The organism is Pseudomonas fluorescens, assembly GCF_902498065.1.
GTDB classification, from domain to species: domain Bacteria; phylum Pseudomonadota; class Gammaproteobacteria; order Pseudomonadales; family Pseudomonadaceae; genus Aquipseudomonas; species Aquipseudomonas fluorescens_BJ.
The window spans coordinates 1,324,338-1,345,809 of sequence record NZ_CABVIR010000001.1 but is presented as its reverse complement, the minus strand read 5'-3'; the positions used below and the strand labels follow the sequence as shown (position 1 = coordinate 1,345,809).

The 21,472-nt window shown below is 58.1% G+C and carries 19 protein-coding genes; 10 read left to right on the top strand and 9 right to left on the bottom strand.

What is annotated here, in order from left to right; translation table 11 throughout:
- The first annotated feature begins 208 nt into the window (after positions 1-208).
- Positions 209-2,683: a UvrD-helicase domain-containing protein gene (locus F8N43_RS06410; protein WP_150653428.1), complete on the top strand. Its 2,475-nt coding sequence runs from the start codon at positions 209-211 to the stop codon at positions 2,681-2,683.
- 69 nt (positions 2,684-2,752) lie between these two features.
- Here F8N43_RS06410 and F8N43_RS06405 read toward each other — a convergent pair whose 3' ends face one another.
- Entirely contained in the window at positions 2,753-3,025 is a 273-nt protein-coding gene (locus tag F8N43_RS06405) for a DUF1652 domain-containing protein (protein WP_150629604.1), read from the bottom strand.
- A 263-nt stretch (positions 3,026-3,288) separates the two neighbouring features.
- Between F8N43_RS06405 and F8N43_RS06400 the strand changes: the two genes are divergently transcribed.
- The 4 genes from F8N43_RS06400 to F8N43_RS06385 are packed head-to-tail and all read left to right on the top strand — an operon-like array spanning position 3,289 to position 7,079.
- On the top strand, positions 3,289-4,104 hold the full coding sequence (locus tag F8N43_RS06400) for a helix-turn-helix transcriptional regulator (protein WP_150629602.1): 816 nt from the start codon (positions 3,289-3,291) through the stop codon (positions 4,102-4,104).
- Between the two features lie 50 nt (positions 4,105-4,154).
- On the top strand, positions 4,155-5,561 hold the full coding sequence (locus tag F8N43_RS06395) for an NAD(P)/FAD-dependent oxidoreductase (protein ID WP_150653427.1): 1,407 nt from the start codon (positions 4,155-4,157) through the stop codon (positions 5,559-5,561).
- A gap of 43 nt (positions 5,562-5,604) precedes the next feature.
- Entirely contained in the window at positions 5,605-5,946 is a 342-nt protein-coding gene (locus tag F8N43_RS06390; protein WP_150653426.1) for a cupin domain-containing protein, read from the top strand.
- A gap of 47 nt (positions 5,947-5,993) precedes the next feature.
- A complete protein-coding gene (locus tag F8N43_RS06385; RefSeq protein WP_150629596.1) occupies positions 5,994-7,079 on the top strand; it encodes a polyamine ABC transporter substrate-binding protein in 1,086 nt (361 codons plus the stop codon).
- 44 nt (positions 7,080-7,123) lie between these two features.
- On the opposite strand, the gene F8N43_RS06380 is transcribed toward F8N43_RS06385, so the two are convergent.
- Together F8N43_RS06380 and F8N43_RS06375 are read right to left on the bottom strand one after the other, a co-directional pair.
- Complete coding sequence (locus F8N43_RS06380; protein ID WP_150653425.1) at positions 7,124-7,780, bottom strand: MliC family protein; 657 nt, start codon at positions 7,778-7,780, stop codon at positions 7,124-7,126.
- A 145-nt stretch (positions 7,781-7,925) separates the two neighbouring features.
- Positions 7,926-8,150 carry a YgdI/YgdR family lipoprotein gene (locus F8N43_RS06375; protein WP_150629592.1) on the bottom strand — a complete coding sequence of 75 codons (225 nt, stop codon included), beginning with the start codon at positions 8,148-8,150 and terminating at the stop codon, positions 7,926-7,928.
- A 222-nt stretch (positions 8,151-8,372) separates the two neighbouring features.
- Here F8N43_RS06375 and F8N43_RS06370 point away from each other — a divergent pair, with 222 nt between their 5' ends.
- From F8N43_RS06370 to F8N43_RS06355, 4 genes are all read left to right on the top strand, one after another.
- Positions 8,373-10,025 (top strand): VRR-NUC domain-containing protein, encoded by a 1,653-nt coding sequence (locus F8N43_RS06370; protein WP_150636457.1) that lies wholly within the window; start codon positions 8,373-8,375, stop codon positions 10,023-10,025.
- Positions 10,022-12,301 carry an ATP-dependent DNA helicase gene (locus F8N43_RS06365; protein ID WP_150653424.1) on the top strand — a complete coding sequence of 760 codons (2,280 nt, stop codon included), beginning with the start codon at positions 10,022-10,024 and terminating at the stop codon, positions 12,299-12,301. Before F8N43_RS06370 ends, F8N43_RS06365 begins: the two co-directional genes overlap by 4 nt.
- A gap of 127 nt (positions 12,302-12,428) precedes the next feature.
- A complete protein-coding gene (locus tag F8N43_RS06360; RefSeq protein WP_150636461.1) occupies positions 12,429-13,337 on the top strand; it encodes a zeta toxin family protein in 909 nt (302 codons plus the stop codon).
- A gap of 85 nt (positions 13,338-13,422) precedes the next feature.
- Positions 13,423-15,342: a PAS domain-containing sensor histidine kinase gene (locus F8N43_RS06355; protein ID WP_150636463.1), complete on the top strand. Its 1,920-nt coding sequence runs from the start codon at positions 13,423-13,425 to the stop codon at positions 15,340-15,342.
- Between the two features lies 1 nt (position 15,343).
- Here F8N43_RS06355 and F8N43_RS06350 read toward each other — a convergent pair whose 3' ends face one another.
- Positions 15,344-15,589, bottom strand: coding sequence for a hypothetical protein (locus tag F8N43_RS06350; protein ID WP_150636465.1), 246 nt, complete (start codon positions 15,587-15,589; stop codon positions 15,344-15,346).
- Positions 15,590-15,672: 83 nt separating this feature from the next.
- Here F8N43_RS06350 and F8N43_RS06345 point away from each other — a divergent pair, with 83 nt between their 5' ends.
- Entirely contained in the window at positions 15,673-16,209 is a 537-nt protein-coding gene (locus F8N43_RS06345) for a hypothetical protein (RefSeq protein WP_150629581.1), read from the top strand.
- Positions 16,210-16,266: 57 nt separating this feature from the next.
- On the opposite strand, the gene F8N43_RS06340 is transcribed toward F8N43_RS06345, so the two are convergent.
- The 5 genes from F8N43_RS06340 to F8N43_RS06320 all read right to left on the bottom strand — a co-directional run bounded on the left by F8N43_RS06340 (position 16,267) and on the right by F8N43_RS06320 (position 21,464).
- Positions 16,267-16,743 (bottom strand): hemerythrin domain-containing protein, encoded by a 477-nt coding sequence (locus F8N43_RS06340; RefSeq protein ID WP_150629579.1) that lies wholly within the window; start codon positions 16,741-16,743, stop codon positions 16,267-16,269.
- Positions 16,744-16,974: 231 nt separating this feature from the next.
- Positions 16,975-18,318: a cation:proton antiporter gene (locus F8N43_RS06335; protein WP_150653423.1), complete on the bottom strand. Its 1,344-nt coding sequence runs from the start codon at positions 18,316-18,318 to the stop codon at positions 16,975-16,977.
- A gap of 46 nt (positions 18,319-18,364) precedes the next feature.
- The gene (locus F8N43_RS06330) at positions 18,365-18,976 is read right to left on the bottom strand and encodes a Yip1 family protein (RefSeq protein WP_150629575.1); all 612 of its coding nucleotides are present in this window, start codon (positions 18,974-18,976) and stop codon (positions 18,365-18,367) included.
- Positions 18,977-19,219: 243 nt separating this feature from the next.
- Entirely contained in the window at positions 19,220-20,077 is an 858-nt protein-coding gene (locus F8N43_RS06325) for an SDR family oxidoreductase (protein ID WP_150653422.1), read from the bottom strand.
- Between the two features lie 232 nt (positions 20,078-20,309).
- Entirely contained in the window at positions 20,310-21,464 is a 1,155-nt protein-coding gene (locus F8N43_RS06320) for a MalY/PatB family protein (protein ID WP_150653421.1), read from the bottom strand.
- Positions 21,465-21,472: the final 8 nt, after the last annotated feature.

The window sequence follows — 21,472 nt, the reverse complement described above, 5'->3', positions numbered from 1 at the left end:
GAGCATCATCTATCAGCCACTGATCGATAAAAAGCGTAAAAAATGCCTCAATACAATCAAATAAACTGATATCAAATCAGCTCGAAACATTCTCACCCAGCCTTCACTTCATCGCATAAGCCAATGACCTGTAAGCATTTCACTAGAACTGAATGGCAAATGCAGACACCATAGCCCGCAACAGCCTCACACCCTGGAGTCAGCCCGCGTGCCGCAACACACCCCCGATCTTCCTCCTGAACTACGGCCCCTGGCCGAGATGCCATTGCTCAAGCGTCTGGCCGCCCGATTCTTTGGCCATGGGTTGACGCGTCTGCGTGCACAGCATCGGGCGTCATGGCTGCATGGCCAGGCTGATGGTTTTCGCAGCGGCCACAGCGCCGGGGTGGATTACGGCTACAAGGAAGGCAGGCTCGAAGGGTTGGAGGAAGGTCGGCAGGTGTTGCTGATTCGTGACTCGCGCTCGACCGAGCACCGGCCACCCAACGTCGATGACAACCTGTTCGACGACTGGCGCCTGCCATTGAGCGCTGAACTGAAGAAACGCATGAAGGCCGATGTCGCTCGTTTGCTCGCGCCACAGGCTCAACCCAGCACTGCACAGTGGAAAATGATCTTCAGCGATACGCCATCGACGTCGGTGATCGCCGGCGCGGGGGCGGGCAAGTCGACCACTCTGGTGCTGCGCATTTTGCTGCTGACCCACTATCTGGGCTTCGAGCTGAACTCAATGACCGTCGTAACGTTCACGCGAGAGTCGCGCAAGGACTTCATCAACAAACTGATCGAGATGTTTGCGCTCTGGGGGCGGCCACTCGGCTTCAAGGAGGCGCGGGATCTGGTGCGCACCTTCCATTCGCGAATCCTGCCGATGGTGCGCAGCCTGCCGGGCTTCGAGCGGCTGCAAGCGTTCGAAAACCTCAGCAGCCGGGCACAAGGCGCTGACGAGGAGGTCGACAGTAATCCTTTCGACTTGCGCATCAACGACGCCCAGCGCCAGCAACTCAATGCCTGCTATCACCACCTGCACACGCGTGATGAGCGCTTTCGCGAACTGATCAAACCGTTGTCGCGGCATGCCTTGCAGCTCAAGGAGCTGGAGCGCGATCACCCCGACGTGCAAAAACGCATGGCCGTGACCGAACTGGCCGCCAAGCGTGATGAAGAGTTATGCGACTTCGTTGAAGATTTGTGGTTCCGCGCAGGCGCCTGGCCCATCAAAGGCATCGAGCCTAATCGACAGTCGTTTGATATCAACGGCTCGACCTTTCATTGCCATGGCTATATTCCGAGCCTGGATGCGTGGGTGGTGCTGGGTTTCGACCCGCGGGAAAACCCGCAGATCAGCCGTCCGAATGCCAAGCTCAGTGTTCGCGCCGAGTGGGCGGTAAAGCGAACCCTGTTTCAAGCTTTCTGTCGTAAGCCTTTGATATGGATGGATAGTTATGAAACATCCAAACGTGTTTTGGCGTCCCTTGCGGGCGATGCCAGCGCCGGGCCTGGGTTCGATTACAAGGTCAAGGGCGAGCTCGGTTCCGCGCCGTTGCTGGACTGTTTTGTCGCAGCGGCCGGGTTTATTGAAAATCTTGGCCTGGATGTTCCGAGCGCCGTAGGCCAGATGAGCTTCGCCAAGGACGACCCTGACCGGTTTTTCTTCGAGGCCCTGAGCCTGTACTGGCGAGCCTTGGAGGATCATTTGCTGGATCAGAAGCCGCCGGTAATGACTTACAACCGCATGTTCGCTTTGTTCAGCGAGCATTCGCCGGAAAACCAGAAGCTGTTGAGCGATGAACTGCTGCGGCCGCTGTCGCACCTGATGATCGACGAATTTCAGGACGTATCGCCGCAGATTGTTTCCTGGATTCGTGCCAGCCTGGCTGAGATTCGCAGTCGTGGCCCGGCCATGCATGTGGGGCGCGGCGCTCAGCGTTCGTCGCTGCTGTGTGTGGGCGATGACTGGCAGTCCATTTATGGATGGCGCGGCAGTTCGCCGACGTATTTCATGGAATTCAACAAGGAATTCCCGTCGCCGAGCACGACCAAGGTGATGCTCAGCGACAATTATCGCAGCCATCAACACATCATCGACGCCGCCGAACACATCGTGCGCGCCGCGCCGGCCATTGCCGGCAAGAAGGCCAAGGCCAGCGGCGAGTCAAAAGCGCTGCTGCCGGTCAACGTGCTGGATCGGGACGATCAAGACTTGGCCAAACGGTTGATGGAGCACTACAGGCAAGGCGATACCATCTTGATGCTCTATCGAAAAAGTAGCGATAAGTCATTGATAGAAGAGCATATTTTGCCTGTAGTTAATGTTGATTCTAACTTGCCGTACGAGTCGCGACGGCTGAAGCAGTTGACCTATCACAGCGCCAAGGGTCTTCAGGCTGATGCCGTGTTTTTGCTGGGAGACTGCCAGCACCTGACCAGTTCCCCGTACAAGAATCAGGTCTACCGCATGGCCGGTCTGGGTAAGGCTGGCGACAACGAAGCTTACGATAACGCGCAAAAAGACGAGATTCTGCGGCTGGCTTATGTCGGCATCACTCGGGCGGTCAGCCATTGCTACTGGTATGTCGATGGGCAGGACAAACAAGCGGCGAACATGCCCAAGGCCTCCGACCGGATCGGCAAGGGCAAGGCATTCTTTACCGATCACCGGGGCAACAAGGCATTGGTTTAAAGCCTTTTGACCCTCACAAAAAAGCCCACACGCTGTGGGCTTTTGATTGTGGCAACGGCGTTTCAACCTTCAGGCATAGCTCCTGAGGGCTACCGGTGGAATGAAAGATTCGAGCTCATCCTCCACCGCTTCGATTATTCGTTCTACGTCCGCCGCGTTCATGACAGTCGCGCACGGAATGCCGGCAATGGCGATCATGGTCTCGCCCGTGGCACGGTCAAAAAGACGGGCGATCATACTGCCCGGTGCGTCCATGCTCGCCTCAAAACCCATGGGATGAAAATGCCAGCGCATCAACTGGCAGGCGTTTGGAAAGGTGACTTTACTGAACCCTTTATTCATATGTTGCCCGCCTTCATTATCGAGCGCTTCCGTTAGCTCATGTTAGGAGGGAAGAGCCTTCATTGGCTCAACCGGTGACTGCCCTTTAAAAGTAGCATCCGCATGTGAAAATAATGTGGATTTTTCAGGCCGTTTGGCGATTGCTTCAGTTTTTTTGATTCAGGTCACATCGCTGCGGTATTTCGGCAAAAGGCCAGCATTGATTGATCATTGAAGCCGGTGCTGAATTTCGGCAAGCTCGCCTTTTTCTCGTCGAGTCCTTTATGCATGCCGATGATGATGGTCCGTCGCAGACCCAGGCCACGAGCGAGACGGTCATGCGCTATCACCTGCGCTGGAAGCACCGGGATCTTGACGGTGTCATGGCGTTGTATCACCCGGACATCCAGTACAGCGACTTCTTCCAGAACCGCGTGATGGGGTTGGACCAATTGCGCGAGTACGTGCGCAGCAGCATGCCGCGCGGTCCGGATGAAGCGCTGGAGCATTCGGACCGCATCCGGCTGGACGGCAACACCGCGTTCATTCAGTACCGCATCACCCTGCGGGGCGGTGAAGGGTTGGTGTCATTTCGGGCCAGCGAGGCGATTACCGTCCGCGACGGGCTGATCTGGCGGGTTAACGAATACGCCTCGCTGGTGCATGAACTGCCCGTCAGCAAAACAACGAACAGTCAGCGCCCGGCCGTCAGCCGGCTCGGCTTGTCGCCGCGTCAGCTGAGTTTCATGGCGCAAGACCTGCAACAGTATTTCCAGCGCCAGCAACCTTATCTGGATCCTGAACTCGACCTGCAACGGGTGGCGAAGGAGTGCGGGTACAGCCGCAATCAGATGTCCTACCTGCTGAACCAGGTGCTAGGCCAGAGTTTCTACCGCTACGTTAACCAGGCGCGCTTGCAACATGTGCTCGCCGCACTGGAAAACGTCGCACCGCCGCTGCGCATCGACGATCTGGCGTTTGCCGCCGGCTTCAACTCGTTGTCCGCGTTCTATAGCTGTTTCCGCCAACACACCGGCCTGTCGCCCAAGGCCTACGTCAAACAAATTTCTTTGCGTGCACGCGCGCAAGACAGACTCTGAGCCCACGCACTAGGATCGACGCCATCGAAGTTTGAGTGGTGGAGTCTTACATGCCGGCGTGGCGCACTATCAGTTTGTGGATGGATCAACTCGACGAGCCGTTGCTGGCGCGGCCGGCGCTGGAACACGATCTTGATGTCGATGTCGCCATCATTGGCGCGGGGTACACCGGGCTCTGGACCGCGTACTACCTCAAGTGCCTGGCGCCGGCGTTGAACATCGCCATCATAGAAGCGCAAACCGCAGGTTTTGGTGCCTCCGGGCGCAATGGCGGCTGGTTGATGGGCAACCTCCTGGGAGAAGACCGCTTGCTCGCCGACTTACCGCCCGAGCAGCGGCGGGCATCGTATGAACTGCTGCACAGCATTCCTGATGAAGTAGAGATTGTCCTCGAACGGGAAGGCATCGACTGTGATTACCGTAAAGGCGGGGCGCTGTATTGCGCTGCGCGCTACCCCGAACAGGAAACCAGCCTTCGACACTACCTGGACAAGCTGTATAGCCAGGGCCTGACCGAAAGCCATTACCGCTGGCTCAGCCCCGAGCAGTTGGCGCAACAGATCAGAATCGCCAAGCCTTATGGCGGTATCTATGCACCGCACGTTGCGACCCTGCAACCGGCAAAGTTGGTGCGAGGTCTGGCCCGCACGGTAGAACGCATGGGCGTCAGGATTTACGAAAACAGTCCGGTCACCCACTGGCAATCCGGCAGTCTGCGCACGGCGAACGCGGCGGTGCGCAGCCGCTGGATCGTTCCGGCGGTAGAAGGGTACGCGACCACGCTGCCCCCGCTGGGGCGCTATCAGTTGCCGGTGCAAAGCCTGATCGTCGCCACCGAGCCGCTGTCGGCTGCCACTTGGGACGAAATCGGCCTGAGCCACGGGCAGGCGTTTGGCGAAAGCAGCCGTCAGGTCACTTACGGTCAGCGTACGGCGGATAACCGCCTGGTGTTCGGCGCGCGGGGTGGCTATCAGTTTGCCGGCAAGTTGCGCCATGACTTCGACCTGACCACCAGCGAAGTGGAGTTGCGGCGTTACCTGTTCGGCGAGCTCTTCCCGCAACTCAAGCACGTGCGCCTCACTCACGGCTGGGGCGGCAACCTGGGCATGTCTCGGCGGTTCAAGCCGCACATGCTGTGCGATCACGCGAGCGGCATTGCGATTTCCGGCGGTTACGGCGGGGAGGGTGTCGGCGCCAGCAACCTGGGTGGACGGACCCTGGCCGACTTGATTCTGCAACGCGACACCGAGCTGATTCGCCAGCCGTGGGTCATCCCGCAGGGCGGTCTCGATGCGCTCAAGAGCTGGGAGCCGGAACCCTGTCGCTGGCTGGGTTACAACGCGATCATCCGCAGCTTTGTCCACGAAGACCAGACCCTGGCCAACCCGGCCACCGCGCCTTGGCGACGCAAGCTGGCCAGCGGTGTCGCTGGGTTCATGGAGGGTTTCATGCAGTAAACAGCGCGCTTTTCACCTAAAAGATCAATCGACAGGTACTCCCATGGGCATCACGCAGTTCAAGAACACCGCAACCCTGACGCTGGACGAATCTAACCCGGTCGCCGTGCCACTGGGCACCCCCGTGGCGGTGGCTTCCACCACCAGCGTCGAACGCGACGACGGGGTCGAAACCGGCGTCTGGGAATGCACCCCCGGCCGCTGGCGTCGACAGATCGTGGCGCAAGAATTTTGTCATTTCATTCAGGGGCGCTGCACCTTCACCCCGGATGACGGTGAAACCCTCCACATAGAAGCCGGCGACGCACTGATGTTGCCAGCCAACAGCCTCGGTATCTGGGACATTCAGGAAACCGTGCGCAAGACCTACGTTTTGATTTTTTGATCCTCTGATTGCCTGCCAACAACAATAACCCACACAGGAATCCACTCATGATCCGAAAGACTTTGGCACTGGCCCCACTGGCGCTCGTTGTTTCCCTCAGCCACGCGGCCGACACCGTCAAGATCTACAACTGGTCGGACTACATTGCACCGGACACCACCAAAAACTTCCAGAAAGAAACCGGCATCGCCTTCAGCTATGACGTCTACGACAGCAATGAAACCCTCGACGGCAAGTTGATGACCGGCAAATCCGGGTACGACGTGGTGTTCCCGTCCAACCACTTCATGGCGCGGCAGATTCAGGGCGGTGCGCTGAAGAAACTCGACAAGAGCCAGTTGCCGAACTGGAAGAACCTCAATCCGGTCTTGCTCAAAGCCTTGCAGACCAACGATCCGGGCAACGAGCACGGCTTCCCGTATCTATGGGGCAGCACCGGCATCGGCTACAACATCGCCAAGGTCAAAGCGGTGCTGGGCGATAACGCGCCGGTGGATTCCTGGGACCTGATCTTCAAACCCGAAAACATGGCCAAACTGCAGAAGTGCGGCGTGGCCATTCTCGACAACGGGCCCGAACTGTTGCCGGCCGCGCTGAACTATCTGGGTTTGCCGCATCACAGCAAGAACCCGGAAGACTACAAAAAGGCTGAAGCGCTGCTGATGAAAGTCCGGCCTTACATCAGCTACTTCCATTCGTCCAAGTACACCAGCGACCTCGCCAACGGTGACATCTGCGTGGCGGTCGGTTTCTCCGGCGACATCCTGCAGGCTGAAAATCGCGCCAGAGAAGCCAAAAATGGCGTGGACATCGGCTATGCGATTCCCAAGGAAGGCGCCGCCATCTGGTTCGACATGGTTGCCATGCCCGCCGACGCCCCGGACGAAAAGGCCGGCTACGCCTTCATGGACTACCTGTTGCGCCCGGACGTCATGGCCGGCATCAGCAACTACGTGCACTACGCCAATGGCAACGAACAGGCTGACAGCCTGATCGACCCGGCGATCAAGAACGACACCAAGGTTTACCCGAGCCCGGAAATGATGGGGAAACTGTTCGCGCTGGAAGCGATGCCGTTGAACATCGACCGGATTCGGACACGAGTGTGGAACAAGATTCGCACGGGTAGCTGACAGGCGGGACCGGGCCATCGGGACAGGGTTGTCCCGTTGCGCGATCAACTGACCGGCTCGGCCGTACAACTCATTTGCCCCGAGCCCGGCATCTGGAACAAGGCGTCGCTGCCGTTTTGCCAGAAGTTGTAGCTTCCCCGGTAATCCTTGCCGTTGTATTGAGTTGCGGAATCATTCGGCACCTGGATTAGGGTGGCAGAGGTATTCCCCCATTTCAGGTACGCGACACGTGGCTGGACATTGAAGTAAGTGACGGCAATTAACGCGTTGAGCCCGGCGCAACGGAAGGCGATCGGGCCGTCGGTCAGTCTGCTCGGATCCTTGGTGCGTGCAATTGCCGAGCCCTGACGAAGCTGATGCGCCCGCTCGGCATAACTTCGGATCGTGCAGGCGATGGGCTGTGCTTCGGAAGAGCACTGATTGCGGGCGCCCACCCAGAACCGCTGTTCGATCTCGATTTTGTCAGGACGTGGCACCGAATGATCGTCCGTCAGTGCCAGGCGATAAAGGCGCGTCAGTTCAATATCCATCTGTTTCAGTTGAGGGGTACGGCAGATCAGCTTCTCGACGGCTGCGGCGGCCCTGGCGCAGTCGAAGCTGGTTTCCAGGACCACGGAAGTCTCGGCATTCGTACACAGGCTCGCTGCCGCACCTGTGCCAGCGGTGATGAGCGCGACTAAAAAGGGTGTGAACATTTTCATGTCGGCTTCACCCGGATCATTTTGTGAGGCCCGTGGAGTAACGAAAACCTGCATCGTCATGCGTTACATGGGGTGTACGCAGTTTAAGGCAGTGTGCGAAACCTGCCACATCGAGGAGGGCTCGCGATGAACGATAACGAGGTGTTTAATCTTCCTTGCGAACCGTGGCCACATCATCAACCTTGATCTTCACTTTCGCCCCGGAAATATCTTCGAATTCGTAAAAGCCTTCCTTGTTGTTGGCTTTTGGCATGTCCTTGGTCAAATACTGAGTGCCGTTCTGCAGCGTCACGACCGTTGGCGTCGAGCAACCGGCCAATGTCAGAAGCGCGGCGGCTGCCAGGGGCAAACCCAGAGTCTTGATGTTCATAACCACCTCATATCCTCCAAAAAAACAGCGCGACGGCCTTGGACCCTCCAATCGCCACTGTACCTCTACCGCGGTTGGTGCGAAGTATCCGCAGAAAGTTCGACGGTCCAGAAAAAAAATCTGCATCGCGCTGCCGCTTATCCTTTTCCGTTTGCACCGGACGGGTTGTAGCTGGTATCTGTACGCATAACCAGTACTCTTTCGCCATGGCCCTGTTTTCCTGTGACTACAAATCCCCTCGATGATCCGTTCTATTACTTGAATAACTTCATGCAAGTACTTGATTGGCTTGAACATCGCTATGTCGATGTGTTGAGTGTCGAGGAGCAATGCTTCATTCGTGAATTCAACCGACTGCCCCGGGAGCCCCGTGCGTTACTGGTGCGGATGGTCATGCGCAAGGGCGTTCACTTCCGGGCGAGCAAACTGCATTACGTCGAGATTGGCGACATTGCCCGGGCCGCCGAACCGTTGTTGGCCCTGGGCTGGATTGATGAGCAGTCGCCGCTGCCGCTCGACGTGGTGTTCGAGGTGCTGCTCAAGGCCGAAATCCTTCAATGCTTCGGTGCCGCCATCGATCAGCCCAAGGCGAAAAAGTCCGACTGGCTGCCCGAACTGAGCGAACAGTTTCCCGAGATACAACCCTTCAATCAGTGGTGCGCGCCACTGGATGATCGATTGTTCAGCCTGACTATCATGGGCTTGTGCGATCGCCTGCGCCTGATGTTTTTCGGCAACCTGTACCAGGACTGGTCGGAGTTCGTGCTCGCTGACCTCGGCATCTTTACCTATGAAAAAGTCGAGTTCTGTACCGAATCACGCGGCTTGCGCAGTCGCGAGGACGTGGATACCTGCCTGTTTCTTCATGATTGTCAGCAGCGTTTCGATGCCGGAGAAGCAGTGGCGGCGATTGTCGAGCAGATCAACGGACTGGCGCTGAGCAATCCCTGGCTGCAAAAACGGCGCGGCAAATTGCTGTTCCTGATCGGTCAGCATTGCGAGCGCATGGCGGACTTCGCCAATGCCCTCAATATTTACCGCGAGTGCGCCTGGCCTGGTGCTCGGGGGCGATTGATTCGTGTGCTGGAGCGCTGTGGCGAGTATCAACTGGCGATGGACCTGGCCGTTGCTGCCGGGCAGTCGCCGGAAAGCGCCGCCGAACAACAGCAATTGCTGCGTGTGGTACCCAGGCTGCGACGCAAGCTCGGCGGGCCGGCAGTGAAACGATCTTCTCCACGGGAAATGCAACGGCTCGATCTGCAACTGCCCAGAACCGACCCGGCGCTGTCGGTGGAATCCTGCGTTCAGGCGCATCTGGCGGAGGACTCGGCACCGGTGCATTACGTCGAAAACAGCCTGATCAACTCATTGTTCGGGCTGCTGTGCTGGCCGGCAATCTTTGCGCCGTTACCGGGTGCGTTTTTCCACCCGTTTCAGCGGGGGCCGGCGGATTTGCTCAATGAAGACTTCCAGGCGCGCCGGGCTGATCTGTTTCAGGCCTGCCTCGTCGAACTCGATGACGGGCGTTACCGTCAGACCATCCGTGAGCGGTATGCCGTGAAGTGGGGGGTGCAGTCGCCTTTCGTGTTCTGGGGGGCGTTGAGCGAACAGTTGCTTGAACAAGCCCTCGATTGCCTGCCCGCCGAGCACCTCAAACACTGGTTCAACCGCCTGTTGCTGGACATCAAGGCCAACCGCGCCGGTATGCCGGACCTGATCCAGTTCTGGCCGCAGCACAAGACCTACCGCATGATCGAAGTCAAAGGCCCCGGTGATCGCCTGCAGGACAACCAGTTGCGCTGGCTCGAATTCTGCCATGAACACCAGATGCCGATTGCTGTTTGCTACGTGCAGTGGGCGGAGCAGAGCGCTTGAGCTACAGCATCGCAGTGCGGGCGTTGTGTGAATTCACCGCCAAGGTCGGGGACCTCGACCTGCGCTTCACGCCATCGCCGACGGCACTGGAGGGAATCGTCGGCCACCGCACGGTGGCGTCCCGGCGCAGCGAGGGTTACCAGAGCGAAGTCGCGCTTGAAAGTGTGTACCAGACGTTGAAGGTCAAGGGCAGGGCGGATGGTTACGACCCGGCGCAAAACTGCCTGGAAGAAGTCAAAACCTATCGCGGGGACTTGAGCAAACAACCGGCCAACCATCGTCAACTGCATTGGGCGCAGGCCAAGGTTTACGGCTGGTTGATGTGCCAGAAACTGGACCTGGCGCAGATCAACCTGGCACTGGTGTATTTCGACATCGTCAGCGAAAAGGAAACCTGCCTGGTCGAGGCCTTCAGCGCTGAAGAACTGCAGGCATTCTTCGAGCATCATTGTCAGCTTTTCCTGCATTGGGCCGAACAGGAATTGGCCCATCGCGAGGCGCGCAACAGCGCGGCGCAGCAATTGGAATTTCCCCATGCCGGTTTTCGTCCGGGGCAGCGTCATTTGGCCGAGTCGGTGTTCAAGGCGGTCAGCACCGGACGGTGCCTGATGGCACAGGCGCCGACCGGTATCGGCAAGACGCTTGGCACGCTGTTTCCAATGCTTAAGGCGCTGGCGCCGCAGCAACTGGACAAGGTGTTCTTCCTTACGGCAAAAACGCCGGGGCGCAAACTGGCGCTCGACGCGGCGCAGGTGATCCTCGACAGCGGTGCTGCGCCACCGCTGCGGGTCCTGGAAATGATCGCCCGGGACAAGGCTTGCGAGCATCCGGACAAAGCCTGCCACCGCGAATCCTGCCCCTTGGCCCTGGGCTTCTATGATCGCTTGCCGGCTGCGCGCCGGGCCGCCAGCGCGTTGACGCTGTTGAACCAGAACGCCTTGCGCGAGGTAGCGCTCAAACATGCGGTTTGCCCGTATTACCTGAGCCAGGAAATGGCCCGCTGGGCAGACGTGGTGGTCGCCGACTACAACTACTATTTCGATTTCAGTGCGCTGCTGTTCGGGCTGGCCCAGGCCAACCACTGGAAAGTGGCGGTGCTGGTGGACGAAGCCCACAACCTGGTGGAGCGCGGCCGGCAGATGTACAGCGCCAGTCTCGACCAATCGACCTTCAACGATGTGCGTAAAACCGCTCCCGAGCCGTTGAAGAAATCCCTGCAGCGGGTCAATCGCGAGTGGAACACCCTGCATAATCTGCAATTGGGGGCGTATCAGGCCTACGACAAGCCTCCGGAAAAGCTGCTTCAGGCGCTGTCTTCGTGCACGGCGAGCATCGGCGATTACCTCAACGATCATCCGCAGGGACTGGACAGCGCATTGCAGACGTTTTATTTCGACATGCTGCAATTCTGCCGCGTCGCCGAACTGTTCGATGAACAGTTCCTGTTCGACATCGGCAAGCGGGACCTCGAGCGCAAAAAGCCGCTTTCGCAACTGTGCCTGCGCAACGTGGTGCCTGCGGGCTTCATCCGCCCGCGCCTGACGGCTGCACGCAGCACCGTGCTGTTTTCTGCGACGTTGAGTCCGCGTCATTACTACGCGGATCTCCTCGGGACGCCGGCGACCACGGTGTGGATCGACGTCGAATCACCGTTTCACGCCGACCAGTTGAAGGTGCATATCGTCAGCCAGATATCCACGCGGTTCGTCCATCGGCAATCGTCCCTTGCACCGATCGTCGAGCTGATCGCCCGGCAGTTCAGTCAACGCCCCGGCAACTACCTGGCATTTTTCAGCAGCTTCGATTACTTGCAGCAAGTGGCACAGTTGCTGGCCGAAAAACATCCGCACATCAATTTGTGGGCGCAATCCCGGGGCATGGGGGAAGCCCGGCGCCAGGACTTTCTCGACCAATTCACCGCGGATAGCCAGGGAGTTGGCTTCGCGGTGTTGGGCGGGGCATTTGGCGAGGGCATCGACTTGCCCGGCGCGCGGCTGATCGGTGCATTTATCGCCACCTTGGGTCTTGCGCAACTCAACCCGGTCAATGAACAGTTGAAACATCGCATGGCAGCGATTTTCGGTGCGGGTTACGACTACACCTACCTGTTTCCCGGCGTGCAGAAGGTGGTGCAGGCCGCGGGTCGGGTGATCCGCACCCAGCAGGATGAAGGGGTGGTGATGTTGATCGATGACCGGTTTGGCGACAGCAAGGTCAAGCAACTGCTACCGCGCTGGTGGTCGGTTGCGCTGGCGAATTCGGTCTCGGTCGAGTAGGAATTTTTACTTTTAAAAACATAGACATACCTTGAAAAACACAGGCATTTGAACAAGTGGCGTATGCCCGCTTTAGTCATAGAGGCAATCATCACTTTCAGCCAGTCTTTGATAAGGAAATCAAGGTATGTCAGCAGCACCGAACTATACGTACACCCAAGAGCAGGTCACGGCAGCATTCGATGAAATAAAAGCGACGCTGTTCAGCGGCATCACCGCCGAGGCAACTCCGAAAATGCTGATCGCTGCCGGTCTGCAGGGGTCGGGCAAAACGTATCTGCTTGAAAAAAGTCTTCTGCCTTCGGGCCGCTATAAAAACTACGTGCGCCTTTACCTGCTCGAATACCGGGAAAAACACCCTCAGTACGCCGAGATGATCAAACTCGGTGTTTTGCATGCGTATGAACATACGGAGGCGTTTGTACGTGATGTCTGCGCGAAAATCTTTGCGCAGGCATTCGTCAGTAAATTCAACATCATCATGGAATGCGCATTCGACAGTATCGATTTTGCGAATTTTCCACCTTCAGCGACCATCGCCGGTTATCAATTCGAGACTCACATTGTCGGGTGCAATCAAGCGTTCGCTCATGTTTCGAGCATCAAGAGAGCGTTCAACAGCCTCAAAGAAAAACAAATGGAGCGCTTTCTGACGTCATCGGCGCTGGACGCCAGCATGAGCAATGCGCAAGCGATCATCCTGGCCCTGGAAACAGCCGCGAAAGCGGTCAGCGGATCACAAATCACCCTTTACGAACGCGGGTTTGGTGAGTTGAAGGAGCGGACCTTGCGTGCCCAAAGCCTCTACACCAGGGATGCCGACGATGAACTGGTGATCACCGGCTCACCAGCGCCTTACTCCTACGGTGCTTACGGTGAAATCATCAACAATCCTGTATACACCATGGGCGATCGTGACGAGATCGTAAAAGAGTGCCACATGGCGCTGCTCAAGGCCGGCCTGTACGACAGTCATGTTCCTGGCTTCGTATGCAACGACTTGTATGCCTACATTGTCAGATACGTGTACCGCTGACTTTTTGCGGCGAGCATTGCTTTTCAACTTTCCAAATCCCGCTTTGTCGCATACTCCAGAAAAATAATCCTGCCGAGATGGATCAATGATTGAAGATCGAACCAAAGCCAGCGCAATCGAGGACGGGCGCTTTCGCCTGTTGATCGATGCGGTGATTGACTATGCGATCTACATGATTGATCCCGACGGCATCATTACCAGCTGGAACGCCGGAGCTCGACGCTTCAAAGGGTATGAGGAAGCGGAAATCCTCGGTCAGCATTTCTCGCGTTTCTACACGGAAGAAGACCGTCTCAAGGGAATGCCCCAGCGAGCTCTGGAAACTGCCATTCGGGAAGGGCGTTTCGAAGGCGAAGGCTGGCGGATACGCAAGGACGGTACACGTTTCTGGTGCCATGTGGTGATCGACCCGATCCTCGACCCGACGGGAAAATTGCTGGGGTTTGCCAAGATCACCCGGGACCTGACCGACCGCAAGATGGCCGAAGAAGTCCTCAAACAAAGCGAGCAGCAGTTCCGGCTATTGGTTCAAAGCGTCACGGACTACGCCATCTACATGCTCGACGCCAATGGATGCCTGACCAACTGGAATCCTGGGGCCCAGCGCATCAAGGGTTACTTGCCCGAAGAAGTGATCGGCCAGCATTTTTCGATGTTTTACACCCCGGAAGATCGCGCAGCCGGCGAACCGAAACGCACGCTGGACATTGCCGTCCGTGAAGGACGATTCGAGAACAAGGGCTGGCGACTGCGCAAGGACGGCACACGGTTCCTGGCGCATGTCGTGGTCGATCCGATCTGGGGCGAAACCGGCACGTTGCTCGGTTTCGCCAAGATCACCCGGGATATCACCGAAGCGACCCGCGCTCAGCACGCCCTCGAACAAACCCGCGAAGCGCTTTTCCAGGCGCAAAAAATGCAGGCCATCGGGCAGCTTAGCGGGGGGATTGCCCATGACTTCAATAATCTGTTGACGGTGATCCTTGGCAATCTGGAAATCGTGCGCAAGCGCGTGGGGGAGGATAAAAAAATCACCCGCTTGCTGGACAACGCCACTCAAGGCGCCTTGCGCGGAGTGTCGCTGACCCAGCGCATGCTTGCATTTGCCAGACGTCAGGAATTGAAGACCGAACCGGTCGAGATACCGGCGCTGCTAGAAGGTATCACCGGCCTGTTGCGCAGTTCCCTCGGGCCTACGGTGGTTCTCGAAACCCGTTTTACGGAAGCAGTCGAGCCGGTTTTGGCCGACATAAACCAACTCGAACTGGCAGTCCTGAATCTGGTGACCAACGCCCGCGATGCCATGCCCCATGGTGGCAAGATCCTGATCCGCGCCCGGTCTGAAGAAGCCAGTGATCACTCCGCGCTCACGCCAATGTCAGGCCGTTATGTTTGCCTCTCCATCAATGACACAGGGGAGGGCATGGACGACGCCACACTCGCCGTGGCGATGGACCCGTTCTTTACCACCAAGGGGGTTGGCAAAGGTACAGGGCTGGGATTGTCGATGGTGCATGGCTTCATCGAACAACTGGGCGGGCGATTCATCATCAAGAGTCACAAGGGCGAGGGCACCACGGCCGAACTGTGGATTCCCGTGGCTACACAGGGTTCGGTTGCCAAACCTGTAGAGGAAAATGCCGCGCCGCCGGTGTCTCGTCTATGCGTGCTGGTGGTGGACGACGACAGCCTGGTGCTGACCAGTACCTGCCTTTTGCTCGAAGACTTGGGGCATCGGGTGATCAGTGCGGTATCCGGGGCTCAAGCGCTGAAAGTGTTCGACAGCGAACAGGCCATCGATCTGGTCATTACCGACATGGCTATGCCACAAATGGACGGCGCGCACCTGGCGCAGGCGATACGCAGCATCAAACCTGACCTGCCGATCATCCTGGCCACGGGTTACGCCGAGCGGCTGGAAGGCTTTGCGACCAGACTACCGCGCTTGTCCAAACCTTTTACTCAACTCAATCTGGTGGAAATCATTGCCTCGACGATGAAGTGAATCATTGTTCGGTTGCGGAGCCTGCGTTCTTTTTGAACCCGCGCAAGTTCATGGCACACAGGCAAAACTGCAATACGATCAACGCGTAGGCCTGAGTGTGATACCCCCAGATCACCCATAAAATATTGCTGAGGATAAAGCAGACGAACCCCCAGACCCGGCGCCTGGGGTTTCGTGAACCGATCAGCCAAGCCGCCAGCACCGTGACCAGCATCGCTGGCCATTGCACCCAATCAAGATCGTCCATTGCAGGCCCCTTGCCGTGTTAATCCAGCTGAACTTGTCAGTAGGCGTTTCTTCTAAACGTTTTCCATTCTGTGCGTGAATCCCTTGCCAAGAATACTGACTGAAGCTCCAGCCGAAGAAGCCCTGACCGAACACAACGCCAAGATGTTCGGCTCGCCCAAGGAACGTCTGGATTTCTACCGTCGGGAAATCCAGTACGAAACCAGCATTCTGGCCAATCGCACCGACGCCTACCTCGCGGCGCAATCGTTTCTGGTGATTGCTTTTGCATCGTGCATGTCCAACCTTAATCCCGAGTGGGGCAAACTGTTCACCCTGGTGGTGCCGCCGTTTCTGGCGCTGTTGGGGATACTCAGTTCACTTAACGCCTGGCCGGGTATTCGCGCGGCGTACGACATCATCGATCACTGGCACTTCAAGCAGAGTGAACTGCTGCGCAGCGAACCCCTGATGGGGCTCGCTTACGACGAGTCGCCGCTGTTCAGCGAAATGGAATCGTCCCACAAGGGCTACCGCAAATCCCTGTTGTTTTCGGTGCGTACACCCTGGATTTTTGCCACGTTCTGGGTATTGCTGGGCAGTTACGCGGTTTTTATCCAGGTGACCAATCCCGGCGCGTAAGACGCAAAAGCAAAAAGGCCCGGCAAACGCCGGGCCTTTTATTGCCTGCCACTTTGATCAGGCTGCCAGATTGGCCGCACTCATTTCTTTCTTGTACTGAGCCTTAAGACTTTCCATTTGCGCACCCAATTCTTCGAGGGTGGCCTTGCCCAGCAGCTTTTTCGCCTGAGGAAACATTTCTGTTTCTTCCTCTTCGATGTGGTGTTCCAGCAACTCCTTGACCACTTTTACGCGGCCGGCGAATTCCACAGAGGATGGATCGGTCACTTTCAAGTCAGGCAACACCAGCGAGTCAACGGTACGGTGTTCTTCCTTGGCTTCGTAGTACATGACGTCCTGTTCCTTGCCGCCCGCTTTTTTATACGCGGGGTACAAGACTTCCTCTTCGAGACGGGTATGGATCGTGATCTCCATTTCAAGCTTGGCCAGCAGCTCGGTGCGTTTTTTAACACCACGCTCGGTGGATTCGCTCAATTGGGTCAGGATGCCCTTTACGCGTTCATGGTCGGCTTGCAGCAGGTCAATAGCGTTCATGGTCGAGTCTCTCCAATAGTCACGGGGATGAGCGCGAACGGTCTCAAGGCCGAAGGTCGCTCATGGTGCAGGAGCATTTGTCGTGCCGATTTTTCTGCTGTGGCATCTGTCTTGAAAATCAACAGGTTGAATTGGCTGATGGCGATCTGAAGTCATGCAGGCTGCATGAGTATGTTTTTTGACTCATGCAGATCGCGGCGTTGAATTTTGCGGAAATTTGCAGGTATCCAATCAAGCCTTTTGCTTTTTGCGCTGTTCGTACCAAGCCAGCATCGGTTGCGTGCTGATGCCATGGATGAGGATGCTCAGCGCAACCACCGACAACGTCAAGTCGGTGCAAAGCGCTGCGATTGAAGGCGCGAGCCCATGGTTCAGGGCATAGAAAAGGTAATACAGGCTACCGATGCCGCGTATGCCGAACCAGCCGATCAATAGGCGCTGGCGCCCGTCCAGCAAGCCACGCCAGGGCAGGGCGACGACGCTCAGCGGCCGGATCAGGCAAAACAACACGCCACCGATCAGCAGCGCTCGCCAGTCCCAGTGCCCAATCAGCACGACACCGAGCAGCGTCACCAGAAACACTTCCATGGCGCGTTCGACCAGACTGCCGAAGGCGAGCATGTCGCCCATCATGATGCCGGCGGCGACCTGCGTTTCTTCAAGACCTTCGGTGTCGCCATGAACGGCCTGGTGCGGTTCGACGTTCTGATGGCCAACCACCGGCTGTATCCGATGCTCGGCCGGCAGTTCGTCGTCGCCGGTGGATTTGACTTCTACATGGCGCAGGCCCAGGCCTGCTGCGAACACGGATAAAAAGCCGTAGCCATGAATCGATTCGGCAGCGACGTACGCCAGGGCGATCAACGCGAGGGCCAGGTAGTCGTTGGGGGAAAGGGTGCTGTCGTCATTTTTGATCCGCAGTACCAACGTCAGGCGACCAATGCCGCGCCCCATCACGTAACCCGTGAGCAAACCGGCAGGAACGGCCCAGAGCAGGCTGCGCAGCGCCCAATCGCCCAGCCAGCCGGGGTTGCCGTCGTGTTGCAACAGCAGCAACCCGAGGATCACGAACGGAAACGCAATCCCGTCGTTGAGCCCGGCTTCACCGGAGAGGCCAAATCGCACGCTGTCGTCATCCCGGGCGTCATTGACTTGCACCAGCGCGGCGAGAACCGGGTCGGTGGGTGCCAGTATCGATCCGATCAACACGGCCGCGCCCCAGGACAATTCGAAACCGTAGTGCAGCAGCAGGGAAACGCCGGTAATGGTCAACACCATCACCGGGCCAGCCAGACCTGCGGCGATGCGCCAGTTTTTGTCCTTGAAGGGCGAGCGTAACTTCAGGCCACACACAAACAACGAAAAGAGCACCGCGACTTCCGTCAGATGCTCCATCCAGATAGAGGCGTCGTTCATGTCCAGCTTCAACAGGCCGAGCGCTGCCGGCCCGATGGCGATCCCCAGCATCAGGCACACCGCCGAGGTCGTCACCGGCATCCAGCGCAGGTACGACGATGTCAACGCCAGTGTCAGCAGCACCGCACCCAACACCGCCACCCAGAGAATGAAGCTCATGCGCTGTACTCGCCGGACAGGTGTTGCGAGGTTGGGCCGTGGGCGATCAACCGACAGTCGCGCGCAGGTATTCCGGTGTCAGTACGTTGAACCACACCAGGATCATTTCCACCAGGGCAGTGACCAGCACCAACAACCCGACACCCCAGACACAGGCGGCATTCAGCAACCCCTGTTCCTTGCGTTCGTGCATGAACGTCGGCATGCCGATGAACAGCAAAAACGTCGAGTAGATCGAGGCCGCACCGAGCACGGTAATCGCCAGCCAACGACTCGGGTACAGACCGGCAAAGCCTGCAAGGAAAAACGGGGTGACGGTATACGCGGCAAAACCGATGCACTGGTTGACCGTCGGCCGCGCATCGAACGAGCGGGACATCCAGCGGATGAACAGACCCATCAACGCCACGCCGGCGACAATGGTCACGTAAAGCAGCACGCACAATTGCAGCGCGCTACTGCTGCTGAGCTTCACCGTTTCGTTTTCGGCCAGGCTCCAGCCAACGTAGGTAGTCCCGATAAACAGGCAGACGGCAGGGATCAAGGCGAGCAGCAACAAGTGAGCGAGGTAGTGGCGGGGGTGAGCTTCCTCTTCTTTGCGGATATCCGTCCACGCGAAGTTCGGTTGGGTAAACAGTTTGACGATAGGTGCGGACATGACGACCTCCTGATCGGGAGCGGCCCCGTGACAGGAGCCCCTAAAGTATTGAGGGGCGAGCCTTGTCCTGGGTTCACTTTTTTCTTGCCGCAGCCGGGCAGGGCCCGATAGAGGGAATGTTTACTGTGGTGAAGGCGCTTACTGTGGCGAGAGAGCTTGCTCCCGCTGGGCTGCGCAGCGGCCCCCTTTTGTGAGCGCTGCGCCCTCAAGCGCGAGTAAGCTCGCTCCCCACAGGATGTCCCTTCAAAGCATCGGTTTGCCTCCGGTAATCCCGTAGCGCTGACCAGTGATGTAGCTGGCCTCATCCGACGCCAGCAGCACATAAATCGGCGCCACTTCGACCGGTTGTCCCGGCCGTCCCAGCGGTGTCTGCCCGCCAAAGTTCTGCACTTCCTCATCCGGCATGGTCGAGACGATCAGCGGTGTCCAGATGGGCCCCGGCGCCACGCAGTTCACTCGGATGTTTTTCGGCCCCAGCATTTGCGCCAGACCGGCGGTGAAATTGGCAATCGCGCCTTTGGTCGTGGCGTAGGGGAGGAGCGTCGGCTTGGGCGTGTCAGAATTGACTGAGCTGGTGTTGATGATCGAACTACCGGGCTTCATGTGCTTCAGCGCCGCCTGGCAGATCCGGAAGATGGCAGTGATGTTGACGTCGAAGGTCATCACCCATTCTTCGTCCGGGATGTCCTCGAAGTTTTCGTGGGTCATCTGGAACGCGGCGTTGTTGACCAGAATGTCGATACGGCCAAAGCGCTCGACGGTTTTATCGACGAGCGCCTGGCATTGCGCTTTCTGTGCGATGTCGCCGGGCAGCAACACGCACTGACGCCCGGCCTGTTCGACCCAGCGCGCGGTTTCCTGCGCGTCTTCGTGTTCATTGAGGTAGGCAACGGCGACGTCCGCGCCTTCACGGGCGAAGGCGATTGCGACTGCGCGGCCGATACCGCTGTCGGCGCCGGTGATCAGGGCGATCTTGCCGAGCAGACGGCCGGAGCCTTTGTAGCTCTGCTCGCCGCAATCCGGATACGGGTCCATTTTCTTCTGGGAGCCGGGGACGGGCTGGCCCTGTTTCTTGAAGGGCGGTTTTGGATAGTCAGTCATCGGGAAATCTCCGTTCTCAAGGCAGAAGCGTCAAAGGGTGGACCCCGCTCTTTTGCCTTGAGTTCGGTTGGATTTCGGACGGTTGCTGAAACCTTCAAATCAACCCGACCTCCTGTGGGAGCTAGCCTGCTAGCGATGGCGTCGGATCAGTCAGCGTCTATGTCGACTGACACTCCGCCATCGCTAGCAGGCTAGCTCCCACAGGGGGGATTGTCTTTACCTTCAGATGGAATCAGGCCTTGAGATTGAGCAAGCTGCGCTCCATCCGCGCAATCCCTTCCTCCAGCAACGCACGCGGGCAGCCGAAATTCAGGCGGACGTACTGTTTGCAGTCATCGCCAAAATCCAGGCCTGGGCTGAGCCCGACCTTCGCCTGTTCAAGGAAGAACTGCTGCGGATTCTCCAGCCCCAGCGCCGAGCAATCGAGCCAGGCGAGGTAGGTGCTCTGAGGTACATTCATGCTGACACCGGGCAGGCGCGAACGAACGGCATCCACCAGGTAATCGCGATTGCTTTGCAGGTAATCCTTGAGCGCGGCCAGCCAGGGCCCGGCTTCGGCGTAGGCAACGCGTGTCGCTTCCATGCCCAGCGGGTTGACGCTGTCGACCATGCCGCAGCGCGCATGGTTGACGCGCTCACGCAGGGCGCGGTCCTGAATGATCATGAACGAAGTCTTCAGGCCGGCGATGTTGTAGGCCTTGCTCGCCGACATCAGCGTGATGGTGCGCCGGGCGATTTCCGGGCTCAACGACGCGGAGGGAATGTGTTTGCGCCCGTCGAAGCACAGTTCGGCGTGGATCTCGTCGGAAATGATCCACGCGCCCTGTGCCAGGCAGATATCGGCCACGGCTTGCAGTTCTTCCCTTGGGAACGCTTTGCCCAGCGGGTTGTGCGGGTTGCTCAGCAGCAGCGCACCGCCGCCATCCAGCGACTGGCGCAAGGCATCAAGGGGCGTGGCGTACGTGCCATCTGCCATCGCCTCGAAGTTCAGTTCAACCTTGTTCAGCCCCCAATGTCCCGGTGCATGACGCAGCGGCGGGTAGTTGGGCGTCTGTACCACGACGTTCTGTTGCGGCTGGACCAGCGCCTTCAGGGCCATGTTGAAACCCGATTCCACGCCCGGCAGGAAAATCAGCTCCTGCGGCTCGACGCGCCAGGCGTACTTGTTCCAGAGGTCGGCAACGATGGCATTGCGCAAGTCATCCTGCGCCACGCTGTAGCCGAGCAACGGGTGCTCCAGACGTTTTTGCAGGGCCTGGATGATCACCGGTGGCGCGGCAAAATCCATGTCGGCAACCCACATCGGCAATACGTCCGCCGGGTAGCGGCTCCACTTGGTACTGCCGGTGTTGTGGCGGTCGAACACCTGATCAAAATCGAAAGTCATGCTCATCT

Excerpts from the sequence above, each read along its gene's own strand:
- F8N43_RS06330 (WP_150629575.1), bottom strand. The coding sequence starts at position 18,976 with ATGTCCGCACCTATCGTCAAACTGTTTACCCAACCGAACTTCGCGTGG.
- F8N43_RS06360 (WP_150636461.1), top strand. The coding sequence starts at position 12,429 with ATGTCAGCAGCACCGAACTATACGTACACCCAAGAGCAGGTCACGGCA.
- F8N43_RS06350 (WP_150636465.1), bottom strand. The coding sequence starts at position 15,589 with ATGGACGATCTTGATTGGGTGCAATGGCCAGCGATGCTGGTCACGGTG.
- F8N43_RS06335 (WP_150653423.1), bottom strand. The coding sequence starts at position 18,318 with ATGAGCTTCATTCTCTGGGTGGCGGTGTTGGGTGCGGTGCTGCTGACA.
- F8N43_RS06375 (WP_150629592.1), bottom strand. The coding sequence starts at position 8,150 with ATGAACATCAAGACTCTGGGTTTGCCCCTGGCAGCCGCCGCGCTTCTG.
- F8N43_RS06390 (WP_150653426.1), top strand. The coding sequence starts at position 5,605 with ATGGGCATCACGCAGTTCAAGAACACCGCAACCCTGACGCTGGACGAA.
- F8N43_RS06400 (WP_150629602.1), top strand. The coding sequence starts at position 3,289 with ATGCATGCCGATGATGATGGTCCGTCGCAGACCCAGGCCACGAGCGAG.
- F8N43_RS06395 (WP_150653427.1), top strand. The coding sequence starts at position 4,155 with ATGCCGGCGTGGCGCACTATCAGTTTGTGGATGGATCAACTCGACGAG.
- F8N43_RS06320 (WP_150653421.1), bottom strand. The coding sequence starts at position 21,464 with ATGACTTTCGATTTTGATCAGGTGTTCGACCGCCACAACACCGGCAGT.
- F8N43_RS06355 (WP_150636463.1), top strand. The coding sequence starts at position 13,423 with ATGATTGAAGATCGAACCAAAGCCAGCGCAATCGAGGACGGGCGCTTT.
- F8N43_RS06380 (WP_150653425.1), bottom strand. The coding sequence starts at position 7,780 with ATGAAAATGTTCACACCCTTTTTAGTCGCGCTCATCACCGCTGGCACA.
- F8N43_RS06405 (WP_150629604.1), bottom strand. The coding sequence starts at position 3,025 with ATGAATAAAGGGTTCAGTAAAGTCACCTTTCCAAACGCCTGCCAGTTG.
- F8N43_RS06340 (WP_150629579.1), bottom strand. The coding sequence starts at position 16,743 with ATGAACGCTATTGACCTGCTGCAAGCCGACCATGAACGCGTAAAGGGC.
- F8N43_RS06325 (WP_150653422.1), bottom strand. The coding sequence starts at position 20,077 with ATGACTGACTATCCAAAACCGCCCTTCAAGAAACAGGGCCAGCCCGTC.
- F8N43_RS06385 (WP_150629596.1), top strand. The coding sequence starts at position 5,994 with ATGATCCGAAAGACTTTGGCACTGGCCCCACTGGCGCTCGTTGTTTCC.